General features: G+C 74.0%; 22 protein-coding genes. 10 read left to right on the plus strand and 12 right to left on the minus strand.

Features of this window, described 5'->3' with window-relative positions; all coding sequences use genetic code 11:
* Positions 1–11 precede the first annotated feature (11 nt).
* Entirely contained in the window at positions 12–410 is a 399-nt protein-coding gene (locus ACQP04_RS08200) for a response regulator transcription factor (protein WP_433506451.1), read from the minus strand.
* 238 nt (positions 411–648) lie between these two features.
* Between ACQP04_RS08200 and ACQP04_RS08205 the strand changes: the two genes are divergently transcribed.
* The 3 genes from ACQP04_RS08205 to ACQP04_RS08215 all read left to right on the plus strand — a co-directional run bounded on the left by ACQP04_RS08205 (position 649) and on the right by ACQP04_RS08215 (position 4,025).
* Positions 649–2,400, plus strand: coding sequence for a trypsin-like peptidase domain-containing protein (locus tag ACQP04_RS08205; RefSeq protein ID WP_433506452.1), 1,752 nt, complete (start codon positions 649–651; stop codon positions 2,398–2,400).
* A 171-nt stretch (positions 2,401–2,571) separates the two neighbouring features.
* The gene (locus ACQP04_RS08210) at positions 2,572–3,138 is read left to right on the plus strand and encodes a dihydrofolate reductase family protein (protein WP_433506453.1); all 567 of its coding nucleotides are present in this window, start codon (positions 2,572–2,574) and stop codon (positions 3,136–3,138) included.
* Positions 3,139–3,194: 56 nt separating this feature from the next.
* On the plus strand, positions 3,195–4,025 hold the full coding sequence (locus tag ACQP04_RS08215; protein WP_433506454.1) for a siderophore-interacting protein: 831 nt from the start codon (positions 3,195–3,197) through the stop codon (positions 4,023–4,025).
* Positions 4,026–4,056: 31 nt separating this feature from the next.
* Here ACQP04_RS08215 and ACQP04_RS08220 read toward each other — a convergent pair whose 3' ends face one another.
* The 3 genes from ACQP04_RS08220 to ACQP04_RS08230 form a co-directional block, all read right to left on the minus strand.
* Entirely contained in the window at positions 4,057–4,776 is a 720-nt protein-coding gene (locus ACQP04_RS08220; protein WP_433506455.1) for a class I SAM-dependent methyltransferase, read from the minus strand.
* 52 nt (positions 4,777–4,828) lie between these two features.
* Positions 4,829–5,482 (minus strand): response regulator transcription factor, encoded by a 654-nt coding sequence (locus ACQP04_RS08225; protein ID WP_433508329.1) that lies wholly within the window; start codon positions 5,480–5,482, stop codon positions 4,829–4,831.
* A 533-nt stretch (positions 5,483–6,015) separates the two neighbouring features.
* Positions 6,016–7,284, minus strand: a complete 1,269-nt coding sequence (locus tag ACQP04_RS08230) for a glycosyltransferase family 2 protein (protein WP_433506456.1) — start codon at positions 7,282–7,284, stop codon at positions 6,016–6,018.
* Between the two features lie 217 nt (positions 7,285–7,501).
* Here ACQP04_RS08230 and ACQP04_RS08235 point away from each other — a divergent pair, with 217 nt between their 5' ends.
* Complete coding sequence (locus ACQP04_RS08235; protein ID WP_433506457.1) at positions 7,502–8,800, plus strand: competence/damage-inducible protein A; 1,299 nt, start codon at positions 7,502–7,504, stop codon at positions 8,798–8,800.
* Between the two features lie 234 nt (positions 8,801–9,034).
* Here ACQP04_RS08235 and ACQP04_RS08240 read toward each other — a convergent pair whose 3' ends face one another.
* Positions 9,035–9,637, minus strand: coding sequence for a superoxide dismutase (locus ACQP04_RS08240; RefSeq protein ID WP_433506458.1), 603 nt, complete (start codon positions 9,635–9,637; stop codon positions 9,035–9,037).
* Positions 9,638–9,935: 298 nt separating this feature from the next.
* Between ACQP04_RS08240 and ACQP04_RS08245 the strand changes: the two genes are divergently transcribed.
* The gene (locus ACQP04_RS08245; RefSeq protein ID WP_433506459.1) at positions 9,936–11,105 is read left to right on the plus strand and encodes an FIST signal transduction protein; all 1,170 of its coding nucleotides are present in this window, start codon (positions 9,936–9,938) and stop codon (positions 11,103–11,105) included.
* A gap of 837 nt (positions 11,106–11,942) precedes the next feature.
* Here ACQP04_RS08245 and ACQP04_RS08250 read toward each other — a convergent pair.
* The 4 genes from ACQP04_RS08250 to ACQP04_RS08265 are packed head-to-tail and all read right to left on the minus strand — an operon-like array spanning position 11,943 to position 15,642.
* Positions 11,943–13,076, minus strand: a complete 1,134-nt coding sequence (locus tag ACQP04_RS08250; protein WP_433506460.1) for an epoxide hydrolase family protein — start codon at positions 13,074–13,076, stop codon at positions 11,943–11,945.
* Between the two features lie 4 nt (positions 13,077–13,080).
* Positions 13,081–13,824 carry an SDR family NAD(P)-dependent oxidoreductase gene (locus tag ACQP04_RS08255; protein WP_433506461.1) on the minus strand — a complete coding sequence of 248 codons (744 nt, stop codon included), beginning with the start codon at positions 13,822–13,824 and terminating at the stop codon, positions 13,081–13,083.
* Positions 13,825–13,835: 11 nt separating this feature from the next.
* Positions 13,836–14,834 (minus strand): acetamidase/formamidase family protein, encoded by a 999-nt coding sequence (locus ACQP04_RS08260; RefSeq protein ID WP_433506462.1) that lies wholly within the window; start codon positions 14,832–14,834, stop codon positions 13,836–13,838.
* Between the two features lie 49 nt (positions 14,835–14,883).
* Positions 14,884–15,642, minus strand: coding sequence for an IclR family transcriptional regulator (locus ACQP04_RS08265; protein ID WP_433506463.1), 759 nt, complete (start codon positions 15,640–15,642; stop codon positions 14,884–14,886).
* Positions 15,643–15,761: 119 nt separating this feature from the next.
* Between ACQP04_RS08265 and pcaH the strand changes: the two genes are divergently transcribed.
* Positions 15,762–16,472 carry a protocatechuate 3,4-dioxygenase subunit beta gene (gene pcaH / locus ACQP04_RS08270; RefSeq protein ID WP_433506464.1) on the plus strand — a complete coding sequence of 237 codons (711 nt, stop codon included), beginning with the start codon at positions 15,762–15,764 and terminating at the stop codon, positions 16,470–16,472.
* On the plus strand, positions 16,465–17,040 hold the full coding sequence (pcaG, locus tag ACQP04_RS08275; protein WP_433506465.1) for a protocatechuate 3,4-dioxygenase subunit alpha: 576 nt from the start codon (positions 16,465–16,467) through the stop codon (positions 17,038–17,040). The genes pcaH and pcaG overlap by 8 nt, the downstream gene beginning before the upstream one ends.
* A gap of 13 nt (positions 17,041–17,053) precedes the next feature.
* Here pcaG and ACQP04_RS08280 read toward each other — a convergent pair whose 3' ends face one another.
* Entirely contained in the window at positions 17,054–17,497 is a 444-nt protein-coding gene (locus ACQP04_RS08280) for a hypothetical protein (protein ID WP_433506466.1), read from the minus strand.
* A gap of 244 nt (positions 17,498–17,741) precedes the next feature.
* Between ACQP04_RS08280 and ACQP04_RS08285 the strand changes: the two genes are divergently transcribed.
* The gene (locus ACQP04_RS08285; RefSeq protein ID WP_433506467.1) at positions 17,742–18,515 is read left to right on the plus strand and encodes a GtrA family protein; all 774 of its coding nucleotides are present in this window, start codon (positions 17,742–17,744) and stop codon (positions 18,513–18,515) included.
* Positions 18,418–19,224 (plus strand): alpha/beta fold hydrolase, encoded by an 807-nt coding sequence (locus ACQP04_RS08290; RefSeq protein ID WP_433506468.1) that lies wholly within the window; start codon positions 18,418–18,420, stop codon positions 19,222–19,224. The genes ACQP04_RS08285 and ACQP04_RS08290 overlap by 98 nt, the downstream gene beginning before the upstream one ends.
* 18 nt (positions 19,225–19,242) lie before the next feature.
* Here the strand turns inward: ACQP04_RS08290 and ACQP04_RS08295 are convergent, their stop codons facing one another.
* Together ACQP04_RS08295 and ACQP04_RS08300 are read right to left on the minus strand one after the other, a co-directional pair.
* On the minus strand, positions 19,243–19,599 hold the full coding sequence (locus ACQP04_RS08295; RefSeq protein ID WP_433506469.1) for a VOC family protein: 357 nt from the start codon (positions 19,597–19,599) through the stop codon (positions 19,243–19,245).
* Entirely contained in the window at positions 19,596–20,762 is a 1,167-nt protein-coding gene (locus ACQP04_RS08300; protein WP_433506470.1) for an acetyl-CoA hydrolase/transferase C-terminal domain-containing protein, read from the minus strand. Before ACQP04_RS08300 ends, ACQP04_RS08295 begins: the two co-directional genes overlap by 4 nt.
* Positions 20,763–20,814: 52 nt before the next feature.
* On the opposite strand from ACQP04_RS08300, the gene ACQP04_RS08305 reads away from it, so the two are divergent.
* Positions 20,815–21,825, plus strand: a complete 1,011-nt coding sequence (locus tag ACQP04_RS08305) for a glutathione S-transferase family protein (RefSeq protein WP_433506471.1) — start codon at positions 20,815–20,817, stop codon at positions 21,823–21,825.
* Positions 21,826–21,838 lie beyond the last annotated feature (13 nt).

Below are 21,838 nucleotides of genomic sequence, written 5' to 3' on the forward strand. Positions count from 1 at the left end.
CGGATGCGCGGCTACGCCGCGGTGCTGATCCGGTTCCACAGGTCGAGCAGCACGGGGGCGCCGAGCTCCTCCTTGTGCAGGTAACCGGCGATACCGGGACCGCCGGGGTCGATCCGCAGGTCCTCGAGGCGGTAGGTCGAGCACAGCACGGTCCGCGTGCCGGGCGCGGCGGCGGAGACCCGTACGGCCGCCTCGGCGCCGTCGATACCGGGCAGGTTGACGTCCATCAGCACGAGGTCCGGGTGCACCTCGGCGGCGACGTCGACGGCGGCCTCGCCGGTCTCCGCGACGCCCGCGATCTCCCACCCGGACATCCGCCGGATGACCGCGGCGGCGGCGGACCGGAACGGCCGGTGGTCGTCCACCACCAGCACGCGCACCCGCGCCGTCGACGCGGCTCGTTGCTCCATGCGGGACAGTGTGCCCCGCCTGCGTCCGGTCCGCCGAGGATGCGGCCCGGTGGCCGCGCGGGGTGTCCACCGCCTGGAGTGAAAGTGGTGCTGGCCCCACCCCTGTTCGCGGGTTGGGCCCCTCGTGACGACGGCGCCCACGGCGGGACAGTTCTCCTCGTCATCGACGGGCCGCGCAGCCGCCGGCTCCGGGCGAGGGCCGACAGGCCCGGAGCCGCCACATCCGAGAGGACCACCCATGACCGGCACCATCGCCCGAGCCGCCGCCGCTGTCGCCGTCGCGGCCTCGGTCGCCCTCGCCACCGCTGGCACCGCGCTCGCCGCCGAGCCGGGCGCCCCGCCCGGACCCGGATCGCCCCAGCAGGCCACGCCGACCGAGAAGGCCGCCGCCGAGGTCCGCCCCGCGATCGTCTACCTCACCGAGACCTTCACCGCCTACGTCGGCGACGGCACCGGCCTGTACTACAACAACGGCCAGCCGCTCACGCTGAACGCCACCTGCACCGGCTTCGGCGTGAACCCGCAGGGCTACATCGCCACCGCCGGCCACTGCGTCGACACGACCAGCCCCGACGGCGTCCGCGCGGACTTCATCGCCATGGTCGCGCAGGACCTCGCCGCCAGCACGCCCGGTGTGACCGTGCAGGACGCCATGACCTACGGCATGGCGAACTGGACCGTGGAGGGCCAGGCCAAGGGCTCGCCGATGGACGCCCAGTACTCGGCCGTGATCGGCTCCGGCACCGGCAGCGGCACCAAGGGCGAGGTCGTGCCGGCCCGCCTCGTCGACTTCCGCCCGCCTGCTCAGGGCGACGTCGCGCTGCTGAAGATCGAGAGCTCGGACCTGCCGTCCGTGCAGCTCGGGACCGACACGGACGCGGCCATCGGCACCCCGGTGCTGTCGATCGGCTACCCGGCCGCCGCCGACGCCGTCACCGACACGACCCTCGAGCCGTCCAACAAGGACGGTCAGATCAGCACCAAGCGCACCATGGGCAGCGTCCCGTACTACGAGACCTCCGCCTCCCTCTCGCCCGGCATGAGCGGCGGCCCGACCGTCGACATGGACGGCGACGTCCTGGGCATCAACAGCGCCCACCTGCCCAACGACCAGGCCTTCAACTTCATCGCCCCGGCGGGCGGGCTGAACGAGCTGCTGGCGCGCAACGGCGTGCAGAACCAGCTGGGCCCCAACGACACCCTCTACCGTGACGCGCTCGCGAACTACTACGCCGGCCACTACACCGGCGCGATCGCGGGCTTCGAGCGGCTGCTGCTCGTCGACCCCGACCACGGGCAGGCGCAGCAGTTCAAGACCGAGGCCGCGAAGGCCAAGGAGCGCTTCGGCGACACCCCGGTCGTCCCGGTCGCGCAGCAGAGCGACGACACCGGCCCGTGGGGTCTCGCCCCGTGGCTGTTCTGGACGATCGTCGGCGGTGCGGCCGCGCTGGTCGTCGGCGGGGTCGCGCTGCTGGTGGCGATGCTCCGCCGGCGCAAGGGCCGCGGCGAGGGCGTCGTGGCGGACATCCCGGCCCCGCGCGACCCGCGCCTCGACGGCTACGCGGACTGGACGCCCGGCGCGCAGGCCCCGCGCATGCCGCAGGCACCGTGGGGGAGCACGCCGATGCCCCAGCCGGCCCGGCAGGCCCCGCACGCGCCGGCCTGGCAGCAGCCGGCCCGGCCGACCGGTCCCGCCGACGGCCCGACCACGGTCGTCACCCCGGCGGACATCATGGCCTCGCAGCGGCCCGCGCCGGCCGGCCCGTTCGTGAGCCCCGGTGCACCGGTCACGCCGATCACCGCGCAGCCCCCGGCGGCCCCCACGCCGCCGCCCGCCCCGGCCGCCCAGCCGGTCAACGGGTCGGGTGAGGAGGCGGCCGCGCCCACCGCGGTCGTCTCGATCCCGAAGGCCGGGAGCTGCACGAACTGTGGCTCGACCGTCACCCCCGGCGCGGTCTTCTGCGCCACCTGCGGGACCCGCCAGAGCTGACCCGCAGCACGGACCCGCTGCACCGACCCGAGGGCCGGCCCGGACATCCGGGCCGGCCCTTCGGCCGTCCGGCGAAAAAATCTTCCGCGGCCGTGTCGAAAAGACGGGTGCCCCTCCGACCACTCCGGGAGCGGCGCCCACGAGGGCGCCCCGGACGCGGGAGGAACCGCCGTGCGCACCCTGATCCACTTCGTCCACACCTCGCTCGACGGCCGCATCCAGGGCCCGCAGGGCGAGTTCGACTGGCCCGAGATGGGCCCGGAGCTGTCGGCCTACTCGATCGAGCTGAACGACCAGCTGGACACGCTGCTCTACGGCCGCCGGGTCTGGGAGATGATGGCCGCCTACTGGCCGACCGCCGACAAGGTCTCCGACCACCCGCACGACCGGGCGTACGCGCCGCGGTGGCGGGCCACGGACAAGGTCGTGGTGTCCCGCACCCTCGAGCGGGTCGACGCCGAGAACACCACCCTGATCCGGGACGACGTGCTCGCCGAGGTGGCGGCGCTGAAGGAGCGCCCCGGCAAGGACATCGTGCTGATGGGCGGGGCGGCCCTCGCGGGTTCGCTGGCCGCGGCGGGTCTGGTCGACGAGGTGCGGATCTGCCTGCACCCGGTCGTCCTCGGCGGACCGCACGCGGTGCTGGCGACCGGCGGCACCCGGCTCGGCTTCGACCTCGTCGGCACCCGGGTGTTCGACGGCCGCGTGGTCGAGACGACCTATCGCACCCGGCGGTGACCGTTGACCACCCCTCGCGGCGTGGTTAGGTTTGCCTAACTTATCGAGGAGGTGGCATGGCCCGCACGAACATGAGGGCGACGAGGATCAAGCCGGAGGTCACCGAGCTGCTGACGACCCGGGTCGTCCGGCGGGAACGCCTGTCGCCCCACCTGGCCCGGGTCACGCTCGGTGGCGGCGGCCTCGACCGCTTCCGGTACCTCGGCTTCGACCAGTGGTTCCGGCTGTTCATCCCGGTGCCGGGCGGCACGCTCGAGGGCCTGCCGGGCAGGCTCACCGCCCTGAGCTACGCGAAGTACCTGACCCTGCCGAAGGCGACCCGGCCCGTCCTGCGCGCCTACACCGTGCGGGCGTACCGGCCGGTCGGGCCGGAGGGCCCGGAGATCGACGTCGACGTGGTGCTCCACGGCACGGACGGGGCGGCCGCCGGCCCGGGCATGAGGTGGGCGGAGACCTGCTCGCCGGGAGATCCGGTCGCGCTGCTCGACGAGGGCGTGGGCTTCAACCCCGATCCCGCGCTGGAGCACGTCGTGCTCGTGGCCGAGGAGAGCGGGCTGCCGGCGACCGCCGCGATCCTCGCCTCGCTGCCCGTCGACACCCGGGGGCGCGCGGTGCTCGAGGTCCCGACGGCGGAGGACCGGCAGGAGCTCGCGGCCCCGCCGGACGTCGAGGTCACGCGGGTCGTCCGCGGCGAGCCCGGGGCCACGCCCGGCCGGGCCGCCCTCGCGGCCGCCTTCGCCCTGCCGGTCCCCACCGAGCCCTTCTACGGCTGGACCGTGGGGGAGCAGGCGCTCCCGACGGGCATCCGGCGGCACTGGGTCCGCAACGGCGTGCCGAAGGACCGCATCATGTTCTGCGGGTACTGGCGGGAGGGCGCGGCGAACTGAGAGATCGTTCGCCGGCTCGGCCGTGGCCGTCCTACGAGGCGCGGGCGTCGGGCTCCGGCGGGCGATGCCCGGGCCGCCGATCGGGCCGGGGATGCTCGGTGCGGTGATCAGGGCGGTGCTCGGTGCGCTGCTGCGTCGGGTGCGGCCGGCGGGCGACGAGGATCGTCGCCGGCGGGAGGTTGCGCCAGACGACCGGCATCGTCTCGACCTCGGCGAAGCGGGCCGCGAAGGCCCGGCGCAGCTCCCGCGCCCGGTTCGGCAGCGCGGTGCGGGTGAGGACGGCGGTCGCCATCCCGTCGGGGGTGAGGGCGGCCGCGATCGCGTCGAGCACGGCGTCGCGCCGGTGGGCGGGCAGGAGCGTCCACGGCAGCGACGTCACGACCGCCGCGGCGCGTGTGATGCCGGCGTCGGCGAGCAGCGCCGGGAGCCGCTCCGCGTCGCCCTGCCGGACGTCGACGCCGGGCAGGTGCGCGGCGAGGTGCCGGGCGAGCACCTCGTCCAGCTCGACCGCCAGCAGCCGCGATCCCGCCGGCAGCCGCTCGTGGATCTGCCGGGTGAGCGCCCCGGTGCCCGCGCCCAGCTCGACGACGGTCGGGGTGCCCGAGTCGGGCAGCAGGCGGGCGAGCTGCGCGGCGAGCGCGCGGCCGGACGGCGCCGGGGAGCCGAACAGGTGCGGGCGGCGGACCGCCCGGCAGAGGAAGGCCCAGCCGGCGCGGTCGTGGACGCGGCCGGACGAGATCCGGGAGGTCATGCGCGCAAAATGCACCATCCGCGGCGTTTCCGCAGCGCGGAGGGCGGAACGATCACCTGTTCTGCAGGTAGACCAGCACCGCGGACACCCGGCGGTTGAGGTCGCGCTCCTCGGAGAGCCCGAGCTTGGAGAAGATCGAGTTGGTGTGCTTCTCGATCGCCCGCTCGGACAGCACGAGCGCGGCGGCGATCGAGGCGTTGCTCTTGCCCTGCGCCATCTCGCCGAGGACCTCGAGCTCGCGCGGGGTGAGCGCGTCGAGCTCGGACGGCTTCGCCCGCTGCGCCGCGACCAGGCCTTCGATCACGGTCGGGTCGATCACCGAGCCGCCCTCGGCGACGCGCCGCACCGCCTCGGCCAGCTCGTCCCCGTCGGCCACCCGCTCCTTGAGCAGGTATCCGCGCCGGGCGGTGCCGTCGGCGAGCAGGGTCAGCGCGTACTGCGCCTCCGCGTACTGCGACAGCAGGATCACGCCGGTCCCCGGCTTGCGGACTCGCAGGTCGGCGGCCACGGAGAGGCCCTCGTCCGAGTTCGTGGGGGGCATCCGGATGTCGGTGACCACGACGTCCGGGTCGTGCTCGTCGACCAGCGCGGTGAGCGTCGGCAGGTCGGGGGCCGCACCGACGAGCGAGAGGTCCTCGGTGCCGTCGATCAGGCGCACCAGTCCGTGCCGGAGCAGGGCGTTGTCCTCCGCCAGGACCACTCGGATCTTCACGCGCCCAGCCTAGAGGGGGCCCCGCGCGGCGCGGGGGTGTGCTGACCACACCGTTGCCGGGCGGTGACCACGTGCGCGGACGCAGGGTGACACCGGTGCTCCGGCGGCGTCGTCCCGCGAGGGTTCCGTCGAACGATCCGAAGGAGCCGACGATGTCCCTGCACCTCTCGGCCGACGACTACGCCGGCCACACCCTCACCCCGCCCGCCCCCGCCGTGCCGCCGGCGACGGGCTTCCGGCGGCGTGCCGTCGGCCTCTCGGCGGCGGCCGGCGGCCTGCTCGTCGCCGCCGGCTTCGCGACGACGGTCCGGGAGACCGGCGAGGGGACCCTCGCCCACCTGGACACCCTGACCGTGGACCCGCTGCGCAGCCAGCTCGCGGCGGTCCTGCTGTTCTTCGGCTACATGGGGATCACGCCGACGTTGCTGACGCTCGCCGCGATGACCCGCCGGCGTGGGCGGGTGCTCGGCAGCCTGGCCCTGGTGCTGTCCTGGATCGGGACGCTGGCCCTGCCCGGCCTGCTGGTCTCAGTGCAGGCCCAGCACCGGCTCGCGCGGGCGCTCCGCGCGGGCCGGGGGCACGGCCGCGAGCACGAGCGGCGGCACCCGCCCGCCGGAGCGCAGCGCGCGCCGCCGGGAGCGCAGGTAGAGCCACGGGCCGGAGAGCAGCGCCCGGTGGCGGCGGCCGGAGCCCGGCGCGGCGGCCTCGGCGCCCCCCGTCACCCCTGTGTCGCGGTCGGCGATCGCGCCCAGCCGGCGCACGGCGGCCGGGATGCGGCGCAGCGCGGCGGCCCGGCCGCGCGGCGAGAGCGCGACCTTGGTGAGGAAGCCGGCCAGGCCGACGGCGTAGCCCTCGACCTGCTCCTGCAGCCCGGCGAGGTCGCTGCGGTGGTGGTGGCGCACCCAGGCGGCCGGCTCGTAGGCCAGCACGTGCCCGGCGAGCACCAGCCGCACCAGGAACTCGCAGTCCTCGCCGCTGCGGGTGGGGGAGCCGGGGCCGAAGGCCTCGTCGAACCCGCCGATCTCGCGGGCGACGTCCGCCCGCACGGCCAGGTTCGCGCCGATCCCCAGCAGGCCGGGGGCGAACGGGAAGATCGCCGAGTCCTCGGGCGGCGCGGCGAGCGAGAAGGTCCGCGGGCGGAAGCCCTTGGCCCAGCCCAGCGTCGCGTCGGCGAGGAGTTCCTGCTCGGTGTCGAGGCGCGCGGCGAGCACCGGCCCGCTCACGCAGACGATCTCGGGGTCCGCGGCGAACGCGCCGGCCAGCCGGCGGGCCCAGGCCGTGTCGACCTCGGTGTCGTCGTCGGTGAAGGCGACGAGCCGGGTTCCCGCCTCGGCCAGCCCGCGATTGCGGCCGGCGGACGTGCCGCGGCGCGGCTCGCACAGGTAGCGGACCCGGGGGTCGCCGATCGCGGCGACGACCCGCTCGGTCGCGTCGTCGGCCGGGTCGTTGTCGACCACGAGCACCGTGACGGCGGGGTGGTCGCCGGCCAGCACGGCGCGCACCGCGCGGCCCAGGCTCTCGGCGCGCCCGCGGGTGGCGATCACGACGGTGACCGGCTCGACGGAGCTCGGCACCGGCCGCGGCTCCGGCAGGGCCCCGAGCTGCTCGCGAACAGCGTCGGCCACCGTCACGGCGTCGGCCACGCCGGCGCGCAGCGGCACGGTCACCTGCCCCACGGCGTCGCCGTGCGCGGTGACCAGCAGCCTCGCGGCGGTGTAGCGGGGCTCGACGTGCAGTCCCGCGACGTCGTCGACGTCGGTCTCGCCGACCCACGTGGGTCCGTGCCCGTCCGTCATCTCGCGTCCCTTCCGTCCCGGCCCGGCACCCGGCGTTCGGGCGTCCCGGGTGGGACGAACACCAGTCTCCGCACGCACGCTGTGACCACCCTGAGAACGAGCACATCCCCAGGTCAGTGACGTCCTTGAGGGTGCACCACCGAGTGATCTACCCTATTTCGATCACGCTCCGTATCGATCTCCGATCGACGCGCCCGGGCCGGGGTAGGGTCCTTGCGTGGGTGAGGGATCGAGGGTCCGCCGGCCGCGCGCCGGCATCGTCGTGACCGGGAGCGAGCTGCTCACCGGGGCCGTCCGGGACGCCAACGGGCCGTGGGTGGCCCGCGAGCTCGGCGAGCTCGGGTTCGAGGTCGCACAGGTCGTGCTCGTCGGGGACCGGCCGGAGGACCTGGCCGCCGCGCTGCGCCAGGTGACCGAGGGCGGCGTCGACCTGGTCGTGACCAGCGGGGGCCTCGGGCCGACCGCGGACGACATCACGGTCGAGATCGTCGCGGCGTTCGTGGGTGCCGAGCTGGAGCTCGACACCGCGATGCAGGAGACGATCGGCCGCCGGGTGGCGCGGTGGGCGCGGCGCACCGGGTTCGCCGGGCCCGCCCTCGACGAGGCCACGCGCAAGCAGGCCATGGTGCCGCGCGGGGCCGTCGCGCTGGAGCCGGTCGGGACCGCGCCCGGGCTCGTCGTCCGGCGCCCGGACGGGCCGCTCGTCGTCGTCCTGCCCGGGCCGCCGCGCGAGCTGCAGGGGATGTGGCCGGCCGTGCTGGAGGCGGCGCCCTTCGCGGAGCTGCTGGCCACCGTGCCGCGGGCCGAGGCGCGGTCCCTGCGCTTCTTCAACCTGCCCGAGTCCGAGATCGCCGAGACGCTCCGCGACATCGAGCGCGCCCGGGACCTGTCCGACGTCGAGGTGACGACCTGCCTGCGCCGCTCGGAGCTGGAGGTCGACCTGCACCCGTTGCCCGGGGCCGAGACGGTCGCGGCCGAGCTGGCCGACGAGCTGATCGCGCGGCACCGGAAGCAGCTGGTCAGCGCGGTCGGCGCGACCACGGACGAGCTGCTCGCGGAGGCGTTGCTCGAACACGGGCTCACGGTCGCGACGGGGGAGTCGTGCACCGGCGGGATGCTGGCGTCGCGGCTGATCGACCGCGCCGGCTCGTCGGACTACGTCGACGGCGGGGTGGTCGCCTACTCGAACGAGGCCAAGACCTCGCTGCTGGGCGTGCCGGCCGAGATGATCGCGGAGCACGGAGCGGTGTCGCCGGAGGTGGCCCGCGCGCTGGCCGACGGGGCGCGGGAGAAGTTCGGCGCCTCGATCGGCGTCGGGATCACGGGGGTGGCCGGGCCGGGCGGCGGGACGGAGGCCAAGCCGGTCGGGTACGTCTGCTTCTGCGTCACGACCGCCGACGGGCAGGTCCTCGCCCGCGACCCCGTCCTGCCCGGGTCACGGGGGGACATCCGGGAGCGCTCCACCGACCTCGCGATGCACCTCCTGCTCCGCGCCGCCGGCGGCCTCCCGCACTGACCGAACTCCCGACTCGCGCTGCCGAAGATCCCGACTCGCGCTGCCGAAGATCCCGACTCGCGCTGCCGAAGATCCCGACTCGCGCTGCCGAAGATCCCGACTCGCGGGGTGGGGGCCGCCGTTCCGCGAGTCGGGAGTTCCGGCACCGCGAGTCGGGCTGGCCCCCGGCGAGTCGCGCCGTGGCCTCCGGCAAGTCGTGGCCGGGCCCGCCGGGTGCGGGCCCGGACCGGCGGCTCAGCTCGCGCGGGCGGCGGCGAAGCGCTTCTGCGCGTCCGCCCAGTTCACGACGTTCCACCACGCCTTGACGTAGTCCGGCTTGACGTTCTTGTACTGCAGGTAGAAGGCGTGCTCCCACATGTCGAGCAGCACGATCGGGACCTGGCCGGCCGGCAGCTGGGACTGCTGGTCGTAGAGCTGGTGCACCAGGAGCCGCTTCCCGAGCTGGTCCCATCCGAGGATCGCCCAGCCGGAGCCCTGGATCGTGGTGGCCGCGGCCGTGAAGTGGGACTGGAAGGCGTCGAACGAGCCGAAGTCCTCGTCGAGGGCCGCGGCGAGCTCGCCGTCCGGCTTGTCGCCGCCCTCGGGGGAGAGGTTCTGCCAGAACGCCGAGTGGTTCACGTGGCCGCCGAGGTTGAACGCGAGCGTCTTCTCCAGCCCGACGATCGCGTCGAAGTTCCCGGCGGCGCGTGCCTCGGCGAGCTTGTCGAGGACGCCGTTGAGCGCGGTGACGTACGTGTTGTGGTGCTTGGAGTGGTGCAGCTCCATGATCTCCGGCGCGATGTGGGGGGCGAGCGCGCCGTAGTCGTAGGGCAGGTCGGGCAGCGTGTACTCGGCCACGAGGGGTGCTCCGTTCCGTGTCGGGTCGGTCGTGGTCGACGCTATCCCTTGTTGCAAGTTGTTTGCAGGTCAAAGTCGTGTGCGATAAGGTGATGCGCGTCCGCCCGATGCGGACCCGGCGTAGGTGATCGTTCTGGCAGCTCGACATCCGTGCGCCACGAGAGGGCCGTCCGGCCCGTCCGGCGGCCCTCTCGTCGTTGCACGTCGGCGTTGGATCGGCTGGTCGCGCCGCTCTGGACCTGCGACGATTTCTGCGTCGCCACCGGCGCTCCCCGCGGTGGCGGGGGAGGTGGACGACGTGGACGACGGCAGGATCTTCGGCGACGGCCTGGCCGTCGGTCCCAATCTCCGCGGGGCCGCGGAGGTCGCGACCGCAGAGGCGCTGGCCGGTTTCGAGGGGCGCGCACCCGACCTGTTGGTGGTCTTCGTGGCCACGGGCCGCGCCGGCGATCCCGATGCAGCGGCGGCGGCCGCCGTGCGCGCCATGGAGATCGCCGGCGCCCGTGCCGCGATCGGCACGACCGCCCACGGCGTGATCGCCGACGGGCGCGGCGTCGAGCAGGAACCGTCGGTCTCGGTGTTCGCCGCGGCCCTCCCCGGGGTCTCGCTCGACACGTTCCGGCTCGGCGCGCGGCGCAGATCCGGTGGCATCGAGGTCACGGGCACACCACCCGCGGCGGCCGCAGCTGCCGCGGAGGCGGCGATCCTCCTCGTGGACCCGTTCTCTTTCCCGGTCGGCGGCTACCTCGAGCGGTCCGCCGAGCTGCTCCCGGGCCTGCCGCTGATGGGCGGGCTGGCGAGCGTCGGCGCGGCGCCCGGCGGCAACCGTCTCGTGCTCGACGGAGAGGTGCTCGACGGCGGCGCGGCCGGAGTGCTGATCGGCCGGGGTGCCGGGGTCCGGACGGTGGTGAGCCAGGGATGCCGCCCGATCGGGCCGCCGATGATCGTGACCGCGGCGGAGGCGAACCTGCTGCTGGAGCTGGCCGGCGAGCAGGCCTACGCGAAGCTCGGCGCGATCGTCCAGGCGCTGCCGCCGGAGGAGCGGCACCAGGCGGCGCAGGCCCTGCACCTGGGCGTCGCGATGGACGAGTACGCCGACGAGCACGGCCGCGGCGACTTCCTCATCCGCGGCGTGATGGGCATCGACCCGGAGGCGGGCGCGGTGGCGGTCGGCGACGTCGTCGAGGTCGGGCGGACCGTGCGGTTCCAGGTGCGCGACGCCGCCGGCGCCGGCGAGGACCTCGCCCACCTGCTCGACGACCTCCCGCAGGTCCGCGGCGCGCTGCTGTTCTCGTGCAACGGCCGCGGCGCGGGCATGTTCCCCGACGCCGACCACGACCCCCGGATAGTCCGTGCCGAGCTCGGAGAGATCCCGGTCGCCGGGTTCTTCGCCGCCGGGGAGATCGGGCCGGTGGGTGGGCGGAACCACCTCCACAGCTTCACCGCCTCGGTTCTGGCGTTCGAGTAGTCGGCGGCGCAGCCCCGCTCGAGGCGTCGTGCTCGGCGGGTGCGGGGGTGCTCGGCGGGATGCGTCGTGTTCGAAGGGGTGCGCGGCCTCGAACGGGTGTGGCGCGCGTGAGCGCGGGCGCGGCGATCCGACGAGGTGCGCCGATCGGGGCGGGTCGAGGCGGCCGGGAGTCTCGCGGCTCGTTCGGTCGCCCAGGTCGGCCGGCGCAACCGTAGGGCGCGGTCCCATCCCCGCCGGCCGCCTCGAGCGTCGACACAACCGGTATGGCGCGGTCTCACACCCCGGAGGTTGCTCGCACAGGCCGTCGACGGCATGTATTGCGTCGCAGCGGGTGTGCCGGCACCCGCGGGCGAGTCGAAGGATCCGGAGCATGTCGCCCGGCACGAGGTTTCGTCAAGGCCGCGGTCGGGGCAGGCGCGGTCCGCCGACGGCGTCGCACACCCTCGCGCGCGGCCCACACCCCGTCGACGGCCTGTGCGAGTGCCTCGGCGGGTGTGTCGCCGCACCTCGACGGATGTGCCGGCCTTTGGGGTTGACGAGTCAAGAAATCACAGGGCGAGTCGCCCGGGGTGATGCCTCGCCCGGGGCGAGGTGTCCGGACCCGGCGGGCCGGGCGGTCGCACACCCTCTCGGGCGCTCACACCCCGTCGACGGCCTGTGCGAGCGCCTCGACGGGTGTTCCGCCGCACCCCGACGGGTGTGCCGGTTCTGGTTGACGGGTCGCGAGACCGCGGGGCGGGTCGCCCGGACGAAGGTGACGTCCGTCTCGGAGGGTCAACGCTCCGAAGATCGACTCACTCGAACGTGCACCAGGAGGCGGGCACCGACCACGGTCGGTCAGCGCACCATCCGGAAGAAGGTCCGCACCTCGTCGACGAAGGTCTCCGGCTGCTCCAGCGACGCGAAGTGCCCACCCGCCACCGGGTGCGAGAAGTGCCGCAGGTCGGTGAACCGGCGCTCGAGCCAGTGCCGCGGCAGCCGGCTCATCTCGTGCGGGAACACCGTGGCACCGGTCGGCACCTCCACGATGTCCATGCGCGGCTTGCGGAAGCTCTCCCAGTACAGCCGCGCGCTGGAGGCGGCGCTCGCGGTGAGCCAGTAGATCATCACGTTGTCCAGCAGCCGGTCCCGAGGGACCGTGTTCTCCGGGTGCCCGGCGCAGTCCGTCCAGTCCCAGAACTTCTCGACGATCCAGCACGCCTGCCCGACGGGCGAGTCGGTGAGCCCGTAGCCCAGCGTCTGCGGCCGGGTGGACTGCTCGGCCGAGTAGCCGGTGCCCGTGACCTTGAAGCGCTTGGCGAACATCAGCGCCTCCTTCTCCTCGCGGGAGAGGGCGCGGCGCTCGTCCTGGGGCGGGGCCTCGGCCAGCGGCATCGTGAGGTGGATGCCGGCGAGGGCCTCGGGCATCCCGGTACCCAGGGCGGCGGTGATCATCGAGCCCCAGTCGCCGCCCTGCGCGCCGTAGCGGTCGTAGCCGAGGCGGTCCATCAGCTGCGCCCACGCGGTCGCGATCCGCTCGACGCCCCACCCGGACACCGAGGGCTTGCCGCTGAACCCGAAACCGGGCAGCGAGGGGATGACGACGTGGAAGGCGTCGGCGGGGTCCTCCGGCTTGGTCAGCGCGTCGACCAGCCCGACGTACTCGATCACCGACCCCGGCCAGCCGTGCGTGAGGATCAGCGGCAGGGCGTTCTCGTGCGGGGACCGGACGTGCAGGAAGTGCACCTCGACGGTGTCGTCGCCGCCGCCGTCGAGACCCGTCGTGAACTGCGGGTACGAGTTCAGCTCGGCCTCGCAGCGCCGCCAGTCGTACTCGTCCGCCCAGTACGCGACGAGCTCCTTCGCGTAGTCGAGCGGCACGCCCTGCGTCCAGCCTCCGACCGTGGCCGGCTCCGGCCAGCGGGTGCGGCGGAGCCGGTCGCGCAGGTCGTCGAGGTCGGCCTCGGGGACGTCGATGCGGAAGTCGCGCACGGCCCTACAGTTGCACGCCGCGTGTGAGGGCGCCGTCGGCCACCAGGTTGGTCCCGCTGATCCGGCTCGCACGCGGGCTCGCCAGCATGACGACGGCGTAGGCCGTCTCCTCGGGCGTCCCCATCCGGCCCGACGGGTTCAACCCCATGGCCTCGGCGAAGAACTCCGGCTGCGTGCGCTCGATGTTCTGCCAGACCCCGCCGTCGAAGTAGACGTTGCCGGGGGAGACCGCGTTGGCGCGGATGCCCTTGGCGGCGAGGGTGAAGGCGAGCCCGGAGATGTAGTGCACGATCGCGGCCTTCATCACGCCGTAGGAGCCGCCGGCGAAGTCCGCCTCGCGCCCGGACACGCTCGACACCGCGACGATCGCCGGCACGTCGCTCTTCTCGAGGTACGGCATCGCCGCCTCGACCATCCGCACGGTGTGCATCAGGTCGACCTCGAAGGAGTTCTTCCAGTTCTCCTCGCCGGGCCCGATGGCCAGGGCGCTGACGTTGGCGATCACGATGTCGATCCCGCCTGCCTCGCCCTCGTCGCGCACCCAGGCGGTGAGGGCCTCCGCGTCGGCGACGTCCAGGGCCCGGCCGCTCGCCCCGGTCGCCTTCGCCTTGGCCGCCACCTCGTCGGCGTTGCGGGCGCAGAAGGCGACCGCCGCGCCCTCCTCCACCAGGAGGTCGACGACGGCGCCGCCGATCCCCTTCGTCCCGCCGGTGACCAGGGCCTTCCGGCCGCTGAGCTGCAGGTCCACGCGTCTCTCCTCTAGATCGTGCGGGCCGTGTCGCGCAGGTGGGCGTGCATGCCCCCGTACGCCGATCCGGCGGGCAGGAGGTTCTTCGCGATCTTGGTGACCGCGCTGTAGTTCGTGTCGACCACGTTGGCCAGCGGCGACTCGGAGATCTGGGTGAGCAGCTGGTAGGCGTCGAGCCGGTCCATCCCGTACAGCTCGCCGAGCCAGGCGATCATGCCGATCTGGCTCGCGCGCCAGGCGTCCTCCAACGGCCTGGCCGAGCCGACGACGGTGTAGTGCGTGTCCGACTCGATCCGCGGCCAGACCGTCGGCGTGTCCTTGATCAGCTCGACGATCAGCGTGACGTCCATGGCGCCCTCGACGGCGGTACCGCAGCTCTCGCCCTCGCCCTGGCGGTAGTGCCCGTCGCCGACCGAGAAGAGCGCGCCCTCGACGTTGACGCCCAGGTAGCAGGTCACGCCCGGCTTCATCTCGGGCGTGTCCATGTTGCCGCCGAACAGGTCGGGCACCAGGCTCGACCGCACCTCGCGCCCGGCCGGGGCCACGCCGACCGTGCCCAGCATCGGGTTGCACGGCAGCTCGAGCTCCAGGTCCACGCTCTGCGCCGCGAACCGGACGACGCCCCGCGCCCGGTCGAGCTCGTAGATCCAGGTCCGCTCGGGCAGCGGGTCGTGCAGCAGCGCGGTGCGCTCGGTGGTGGAGAGCGCGCCGAAGAACGGGATCGTCGACGACGCGCCCCAGTCCCGCGCCGGCGTCAGGTCGACGAAGTGCAGCGCGAGCGTGTCGCCCGGCTCCGCGCCCTCGACGAAGAAGGGGCCGGTCTGCGGGTTGACCTCGGCCATGTTCAGCACGGCGCTGGGGCGGTCGCTCGTGGAGGTCAGCCGACCGGAGAAGGCGTCCTCGGTCCAGAGCCGCAGGAGCGTGCCCGGCGTGATCCGGTGCGACGGCGCCACCCCGCCGAAGGTCCAGACGTACTGGTCACGCGTCGGCCGGTACTCCACCACGTCCATGCCGGCGATCGTTGCGCCTTCACCCAGCGCGCCACAACCCCGGACGGGGTCACGGCTGCGTGGCGAGCGCGGACGCGCCGAGGGCCCGCGAGATGCCCCGCGCGGCGGCCAGCACCGCGGGCACGTAGGCGTGCGGGTTCGCCTCGATCGGGACCACGATGGACAGCGCGGCGACGACCCGGCCCTGGCCCGCCCGGATCGGCGCCCCGACCGACTGGGAGACCATCTCGATCTGCTGCTCGCTGATCGCCACGCCGGTCCGGCGGACCTCGCCCAGGAGGTACCGCACCCGGTCCGGCTCGGTCAGCGTCCGCTCCGTGAAGCGGCGGAAGGGAGCCGCCAGCACCTTCTCGACGTGCTCGGGGTCGGCGTGCGCGAGCAGCGCCAGCCCGACGCCCGTGGCCGTCGCCGGCAACCGGGACCCGGCGCGCGACCGGATGCTCACCGCGTCCCGGGCCGCGAGCCGCTCGACGTAGACGACCTCGGCGCCGTCGAGCACCGCGAGCTGGACGTTCTCCCTGGTGACCTCGTGCAGGTCCTCGAGGTACGGCATCGCCCGCTCGCGCAGCCCGAGCCCGCGCGGGGCCAGCGCGCCCACCTCCCAGAGCCGCAGCCCCACCCGGTAGAGCCCGCCCTCGCCGCGCTCGAGCGCGCCCCACGCGGCCAGCTCGCCGACGAGCCGGTGGGTCGTGGTGAGGGGGAGCCCGGTACGCCTGCTGATCTCGGTGAGGGAGAGCTCCGGGGTGGCTGCGGTGAAGGCCCCGAGGACGTCGAGGACCCGCGCCGTCACCGTCGACCTGCCCGCCACGAGCGGGCATTCTTCCGCACAACGGAAGGCGGGTCGAGCGGTGCGGGCTCCGTGCCCCACAGTGCTGGGCGACGCGCCGACAGGCACCGTGCAGCGAGACGCTCGGAGAGGAGCGATCGATGACCCTGGCCCATCCCCGGCCCTACCAGCAGCCGAGGGACACCCACCCGCCGCTGGACTTCGCGGGGTACAAGAGCACCGGGCTGCGGGCCCCGGCGCAGCGGCCGATCATCGTCCCGCAGCGGTTGACCGAGGTCACCGGCCCGCTGCTCGTCGGCGAGATCGGGCCGAACGACCACGACCTGACCCGCCAGCACGAGGGCGAGCCCCTCGGCCAGCGGATCACCGTGTCCGGCCGGGTGCTCGACTCCGACGGCCGCCCGGTCCCGGACACGCTGGTGGAGGTCTGGCAGGCCAACGCCGCCGGCCGCTACGCGCACGAGCGCGACAACTGGCCCGCGCCGCTGGACCCCAACTTCTCCGGCGGCGGCCGTGTGGTCACGAACTCGCTCGGCGAGTACTCGTTCACCACGATCAAGCCCGGCGCCTACCCGTGGGGCAACCACCACAACGCCTGGCGACCGGCGCACATCCACTTCTCGCTGTTCGGGCGGGCCTTCACCCAGCGGCTCGTGACGCAGATGTACTTCCCCGAGGACCCGCTGTTCGCGTTCGACCCGATCTTCCGGTCGGCGCCGGAGGGTGCCCGCGAGCGGATGGTCTCGACCTTCGACATGGACACCACCCAGCCCGAGTGGGCGCTGTCCTACCGATGGGACATCGTGCTGCGCGGCCGCGAGCAGACCCCGTTCGAGGAGCCCCATGAGTGAGCAGCTGCCGCTGACGCCGTCCCAGACCGTCGGGCCGTACCTGCGGCTCGGGCTGGACTGGCCGAAGGGCGCCGACGTCGTCCCGCCCGGCACCCCGGGCGAGATCGTGATCTCCGGGATCGTCTACGACGGCGCCGGGGTGCCGATCACCGACGGGCTGATCGAGACCTGGCAGGCCGACCCCGACGGCCGCTTCGCCCACCCCGACGACCCGCGCGGGGCGGTCGAGCCCTCCGTGCCCGGCTTCCTCGGCTTCGGGCGCAGCTGCACGGACGAGACGGGCCGCTGGAGCGTCCGGACCGTGCTGCCCGGTGCACTGCCGGCGCTGGACACCGAGGCCCAGGAGGCACCGCACCTCGACGTGTCGGTGTTCGCGCGCGGCCTGCTCGACCGCGTCGTCACCCGGATCTACTTCGCCGGCCAGCCCGGCAACGACGCCGACCCGCTCCTCGCCGCCGTGCCGGCCGAGCGGCGGGACACCCTGGTCGCCGAGAAGGTCGGCGAGGCGGAGTACCGCTTCGACATCCACCTGCAGGGCGACCGGGAGACGGTCTTCCTGCAGGTCTAGCGATCCTTGGTCGCTAGGGGACGTTCGCGAAGCTCACCGAGCGGAACGTGTAGTCGCCGGAGCCCGGCGACACCGAGTCCGGGGAGGTCCAGCGCGCCGCCTGATGCGCGGCCGCTGCGGCCTCCCCGCTCGCGTCCTCGGCGTCCTCCGCCTGCTGCGCGCAGGTCTTCGCGGACAGCAGGGCGACCTTGTCGGTGCGGTTCACCGACTCCGTCCAGTCCGCGCCGGGGCCGGTGGCCAGCGACGTCAGGTCGTAGCAGTGCCCGACCTTCGGGTCGACGAGCGTGTCCGACTGGGGCGACCACGAGCCGTCCCACGCGGTCCCGTTCTGCGCCAGGTAGTAGCCGTGCGCGACGGCCGGGTCACTCGTCGGGGCCGCGGAGGCCGCCGTGGCGGCCGCGACGCCACCCGTCGCGACGAGCGCGATGACCGCGAGTGCCAGTGCCGTCCGACGCATGTCCGGCCGTCCCCCTGTCGATGTCCCGGCTCGCCACCCGGACGGGTGGCGATCGACCTCACACGGTCAACGCGCGTGCCACGGACCGGTGACGGGTAGAGCTGATCACGACTCCGTCACGGATCTTCCCCGAGGGGATGAAAGATCGCCCCTCACAGCGTTCGCACAGCTGGGGAAGGGCGTAGACCCAGGCGGGGATGCGACAAAGGTACCGATCACGGGATCGGGCGGAAGAGGTGGACGGGTGACGGCGAGCAGGGCGGTCGGGGTGACGCACCCGGGGCAGGTACTCGCCGAGCTCACCGCCGGTGCCGTGGCGGGACCGGGCAGGGGGGTCGCCGCGTTCCGGGCGCGCTTCCCGCTGCTGGCGCAGCTGGTCCGGTACAGCGTGGTCGGCGGGCTCGGCACGGCCGTCAACGCCCTGCTCTACCTGCTCGTGCGGCTGGTCCTCGACGCCGTGCCGGCCAACCTCGTCGCGCTGCTGCTCAGCACCGCGGTGAGCACCGAGATCAACCGGCGCTTCACCTTCCAGGGGGCCTCGGCCCACCGCTGGCGGGTCTACGTCCAGGACGCGGGGACCGTCGCCTTCTACGCCGGCTACAGCACCGCCGTGCTGCTGGTCCTGCACGAGATCGTCCCCGGCGCCACCCCGCTCGAGGAGACGGCGGCGGTCACGCTGGCCAGCGTGCTCGGCGGCCTGATCCGGTTCGCGGTGCTCAAGGCGTGGGTGTTCGAGACCCGGTCCGGGGACACCGGACCGGCTGCCGACGGCGATCGGCCGGGCTACGGTCCGGACCATGGCGGACACGACGGGGTTCACGTCCTTCGACGTCACGGTCGACGGGGTCAGGATCCACGGGACGCGTGGCGGCGAGGGCCCTCCGGTGCTCCTGCTCCACGGCTTCCCGCAGAGTCACGTGATGTGGCGGCCGGTGATGCGCGAGCTGGCCGAGCGGCACACGGTCGTCGCGACCGACCTCCGCGGGTACGGGGAGTCCGACCGTCCGCCCTCCGGTGAGGACCACTACGGCTACTCGTTCCGCGCCATGGCGGCCGACCAGGCCGGGGTGATGGCCGAGCTGGGGTTCGAGCGGTTCGCCGTCGTCGGGCACGACCGGGGCGCCCGCGTGACCCACCGGCTCGCCCTCGACCACGCCGACCGCGTGGAGAAGCTCGCGCTGCTGGACATCCTGCCGACGAGCTACGTCTACGAGCACGTCGACCGCGCCCTCGCCCAGGCCTACTACCACTGGTTCTTCTTCATCCAGCCCGCCGACCTGCCCGAGCGTCTCATCGCCGGCGACCCGCTCTACTACCTGCACCGCCTGCTCGGCAGCTGGGGGAGCGGGATCGCGGCCCACGACGCCGAGTCCCTCGCCGCGTACGAGAAGGCCTTCGCCGACCCCGAGGCGCGGCACGCGATGCTCGAGGACTACCGGGCCGGCGCCACGATCGACCTCGAGCACGACGCCGAGGGCGCAAGGCTCCGCGCGCCGACCCTGGTCCTGTGGGGCGAGAAGGGTGTGGTCGGCCGCAACCCCGAACCCCCGACCGAGGTCTGGCGCCGCCACGCCGCCGATCTCGCCCTCGTCACCGGCCGGGCGATCCCCGACGCGGGGCACTTCCTGGTGGAGGAGAACCGGGCCGCCACCCTCTCCGCCCTGCGCGACTTCCTGTGGGCGGCAACTGCCGCTAGAGGGGCAGTCGCCACTCACGACCTGCGGTGAGCCGGGCTTCTGCGGCCCTCAGCGGGGTGGGAGCACGCAGAACTCGTTGCCCTCGGGATCGGCGAGCACGACCCACGGATGGCCCTCCGCCTCGTCGAGCACCCGCGCGCCCAGGTCCACCAACCGCGCGATCTCCTCGCGCTGCCCGGTGCCCTCCGGCGGCGCGAGGTCCAGGTGCAGCCGGTTCTTGCCGGACTTCTCCTCGGGGACCGGCTGGAACAGCAGCGCCGGCTCGCCGGGCAGCTCGACGTAGGTCGTGCCGGTCGCGTCGTCCCAGGTGAACGGCTCGCCGCGACCGAGTGCGGCGGACCAGAAGCGGGAGAGCCGAGCAGCGTCCCGGGCGTCGACGGCCACCGCGAGCACCCGGCTCGTCACGACCGCACCTCCCCGTCCCACAACTCCAGCAGGGCGGCGCGGCGCTCCGCCCGGTCCAGGCCGCGCAGGTCGGCGACGCCCCGGTCGGTGACCACCACCTCGACGTCGTGCGAGGCCGTGGTGACCGGCCGGGAGAGGCGCTCGACGAGGGTGGGCCGCTCCTTGACCGTCGAGGGCATGGCGATGACGGAGAGCCCGGAGCCCCGCACGCCCGCGGCGCAGAAGTCGGGATGCCCGCCGATCATGCCGGCGCTCGCGCGGCCGACGCCCTCGACGTTGACCTGGCCGTCGAGGTCGATCTCCAGGGCGGCGTTGAGGCCGATCAGCGGCGGGGCCCCCGTCGCCGACAGCCGCCCGATGTCGTGGGTGACCTCGACCGGGTGCAGGATCCGCCGGCCGTCGGCCCACTCGTAGAGCCGCCGCGTGCCGCAGAGGTAGGCGGCGACCGGCTCGTCGAGCAGCAGGCCCTTCGCGTCGAGGTCGACGACCGGGTCGGGCAGCAGCCCCGAGTCGATCCGCACCGGCACCTCGAGCGCCCCGACCATCGCCTGCGCGAGCCGCCCGGGTCCGACCTGCACGCGCGCACCTTCGGGGACGAGCCCGGCGACGTGCCGCGCCACGATCTCGTCCGCCGGGGTGGGGACGGCGTCGGGGATCTCGATCGGGGGCGCGTCCGTCTCGCCGAGCACGGTGACCTGCTCCTCGGGGATCGGTGGGCCGACCTCGGCGAGCGGCGCGGCGGTGGAGACGACGGCGGCGACCGGCACCCCGGCGTCGACGAGCCCGCGCAGGTAGGAGGCCTCGGCGCCGAGGTGCAGGCCGTCGGGACCGCGGACCAGGGTCGCGACGAGCAGGTCGGGCTTCAGCGCTCCCGCAACCAGGGCCGGGACGGCGGACAGCCGGCAGGGGACGACGTGCGCCTGCCCCGCCTCGACCATGCGCCGCACGCCGGGCCCGCCCATCAGCACCCGGATGTCGGCGAAGGCCGCGGGGTCCAGGTCGGGCGCGAGGCCGGGCATCCAGCCGAGGACGAGCCGGACCTCCTTGCCCTCGGCCGCCCGGCTCAGCGGGCCGTGCAGGGCGAGCGGCGTGCCGCACCCGTCGCCGAGCGCCACCCGCATCCCGGGGCGTACCAGATCCGACAGCTCCGTCGCGGCGACCATGGTCGGATTCGACCACACGGCGGGACGGGCCGGGAGGACCTAGATTCCAGGTATGGCCGACATCGCAGGCGCCGCCCAGTCGAGCACGGACGAGTTCGTGCGGGAGCCGCTCGGGGTGCAGGAGCGGATCACCTCGGACGGGTCGTCGCCGTGGCCCGTCGAGCCGGACCGCTACCGCCTGGTCGGGGCGCGGGCCTGCCCGTGGGCGAACCGCGCGATCATCTCGCGCCGCCTGCACGGCCTGGAGCCGGTGATCTCGCTGGGCATCGCCGGCCCGCTGCACGACGACCGGAGCTGGCGTTTCCACCTCGACCCCGACGACAAGGACCCGGTGCTCGGGATCGAGTACCTGCGCGAGGCCTACGAGAAGGCGGTGCCGGGCTACGACAAGGGCGTGACCGTGCCGGCGGTCGTCGAGGTGGCCGGCGGGAAGGTCGTGACCAACGACTACAAGGCGCTCGAGTTCGACTTCGCCACCCAGTGGTCGGCCTACCACCGCCCGGGCGCGCCGGACCTGTTCCCGGACAAGTACCGCGACGAGATCGAGGAGATCTCCGAGCAGATCTTCCACGACGTCAACAACGGCGTGTACAAGTCCGGGTTCGCCAAGGGGCAGGAGGCCTACGAGCGGGCGTACACGGCGCTGTTCGACCGGCTCGACGAGCTCTCCGGCCGGCTCACGGACCAGCGCTACCTCGTCGGCGACACGATCACCGAGGCGGACGTGCGGCTCTGGGTCACGCTCGTCCGCTTCGACGCCGCCTACCACGGCCACTTCAAGTGCAACCGGCAGAAGCTCACCGAGATGCCGGTGCTGTGGGCCTACGCGCGGGACCTGTTCCAGACCCCGGGCTTCGGCGACACGATCGACTTCACCCAGATCAAGCAGCACTACTACGGGGTCCACGAGGAGATCAACCCGACGGGCATCGTGCCGGCCGGCCCGGACCTCTCCGGCTGGCTCACCCCCCACCACCGCGAGGAGCTGGGCGGGCGCCCCTTCGGCGACGGCACCCCGCCCGAGCCGCCGCCGGTGGGGGAGCAGGTCCCCCCGCTCGCCTGAGCCGTGTCGCGAC

Source organism: Pseudonocardia halophobica, from assembly GCF_050948485.1.
Classification (GTDB): Bacteria; Actinomycetota; Actinomycetes; order Mycobacteriales; family Pseudonocardiaceae; genus Pseudonocardia; species Pseudonocardia halophobica.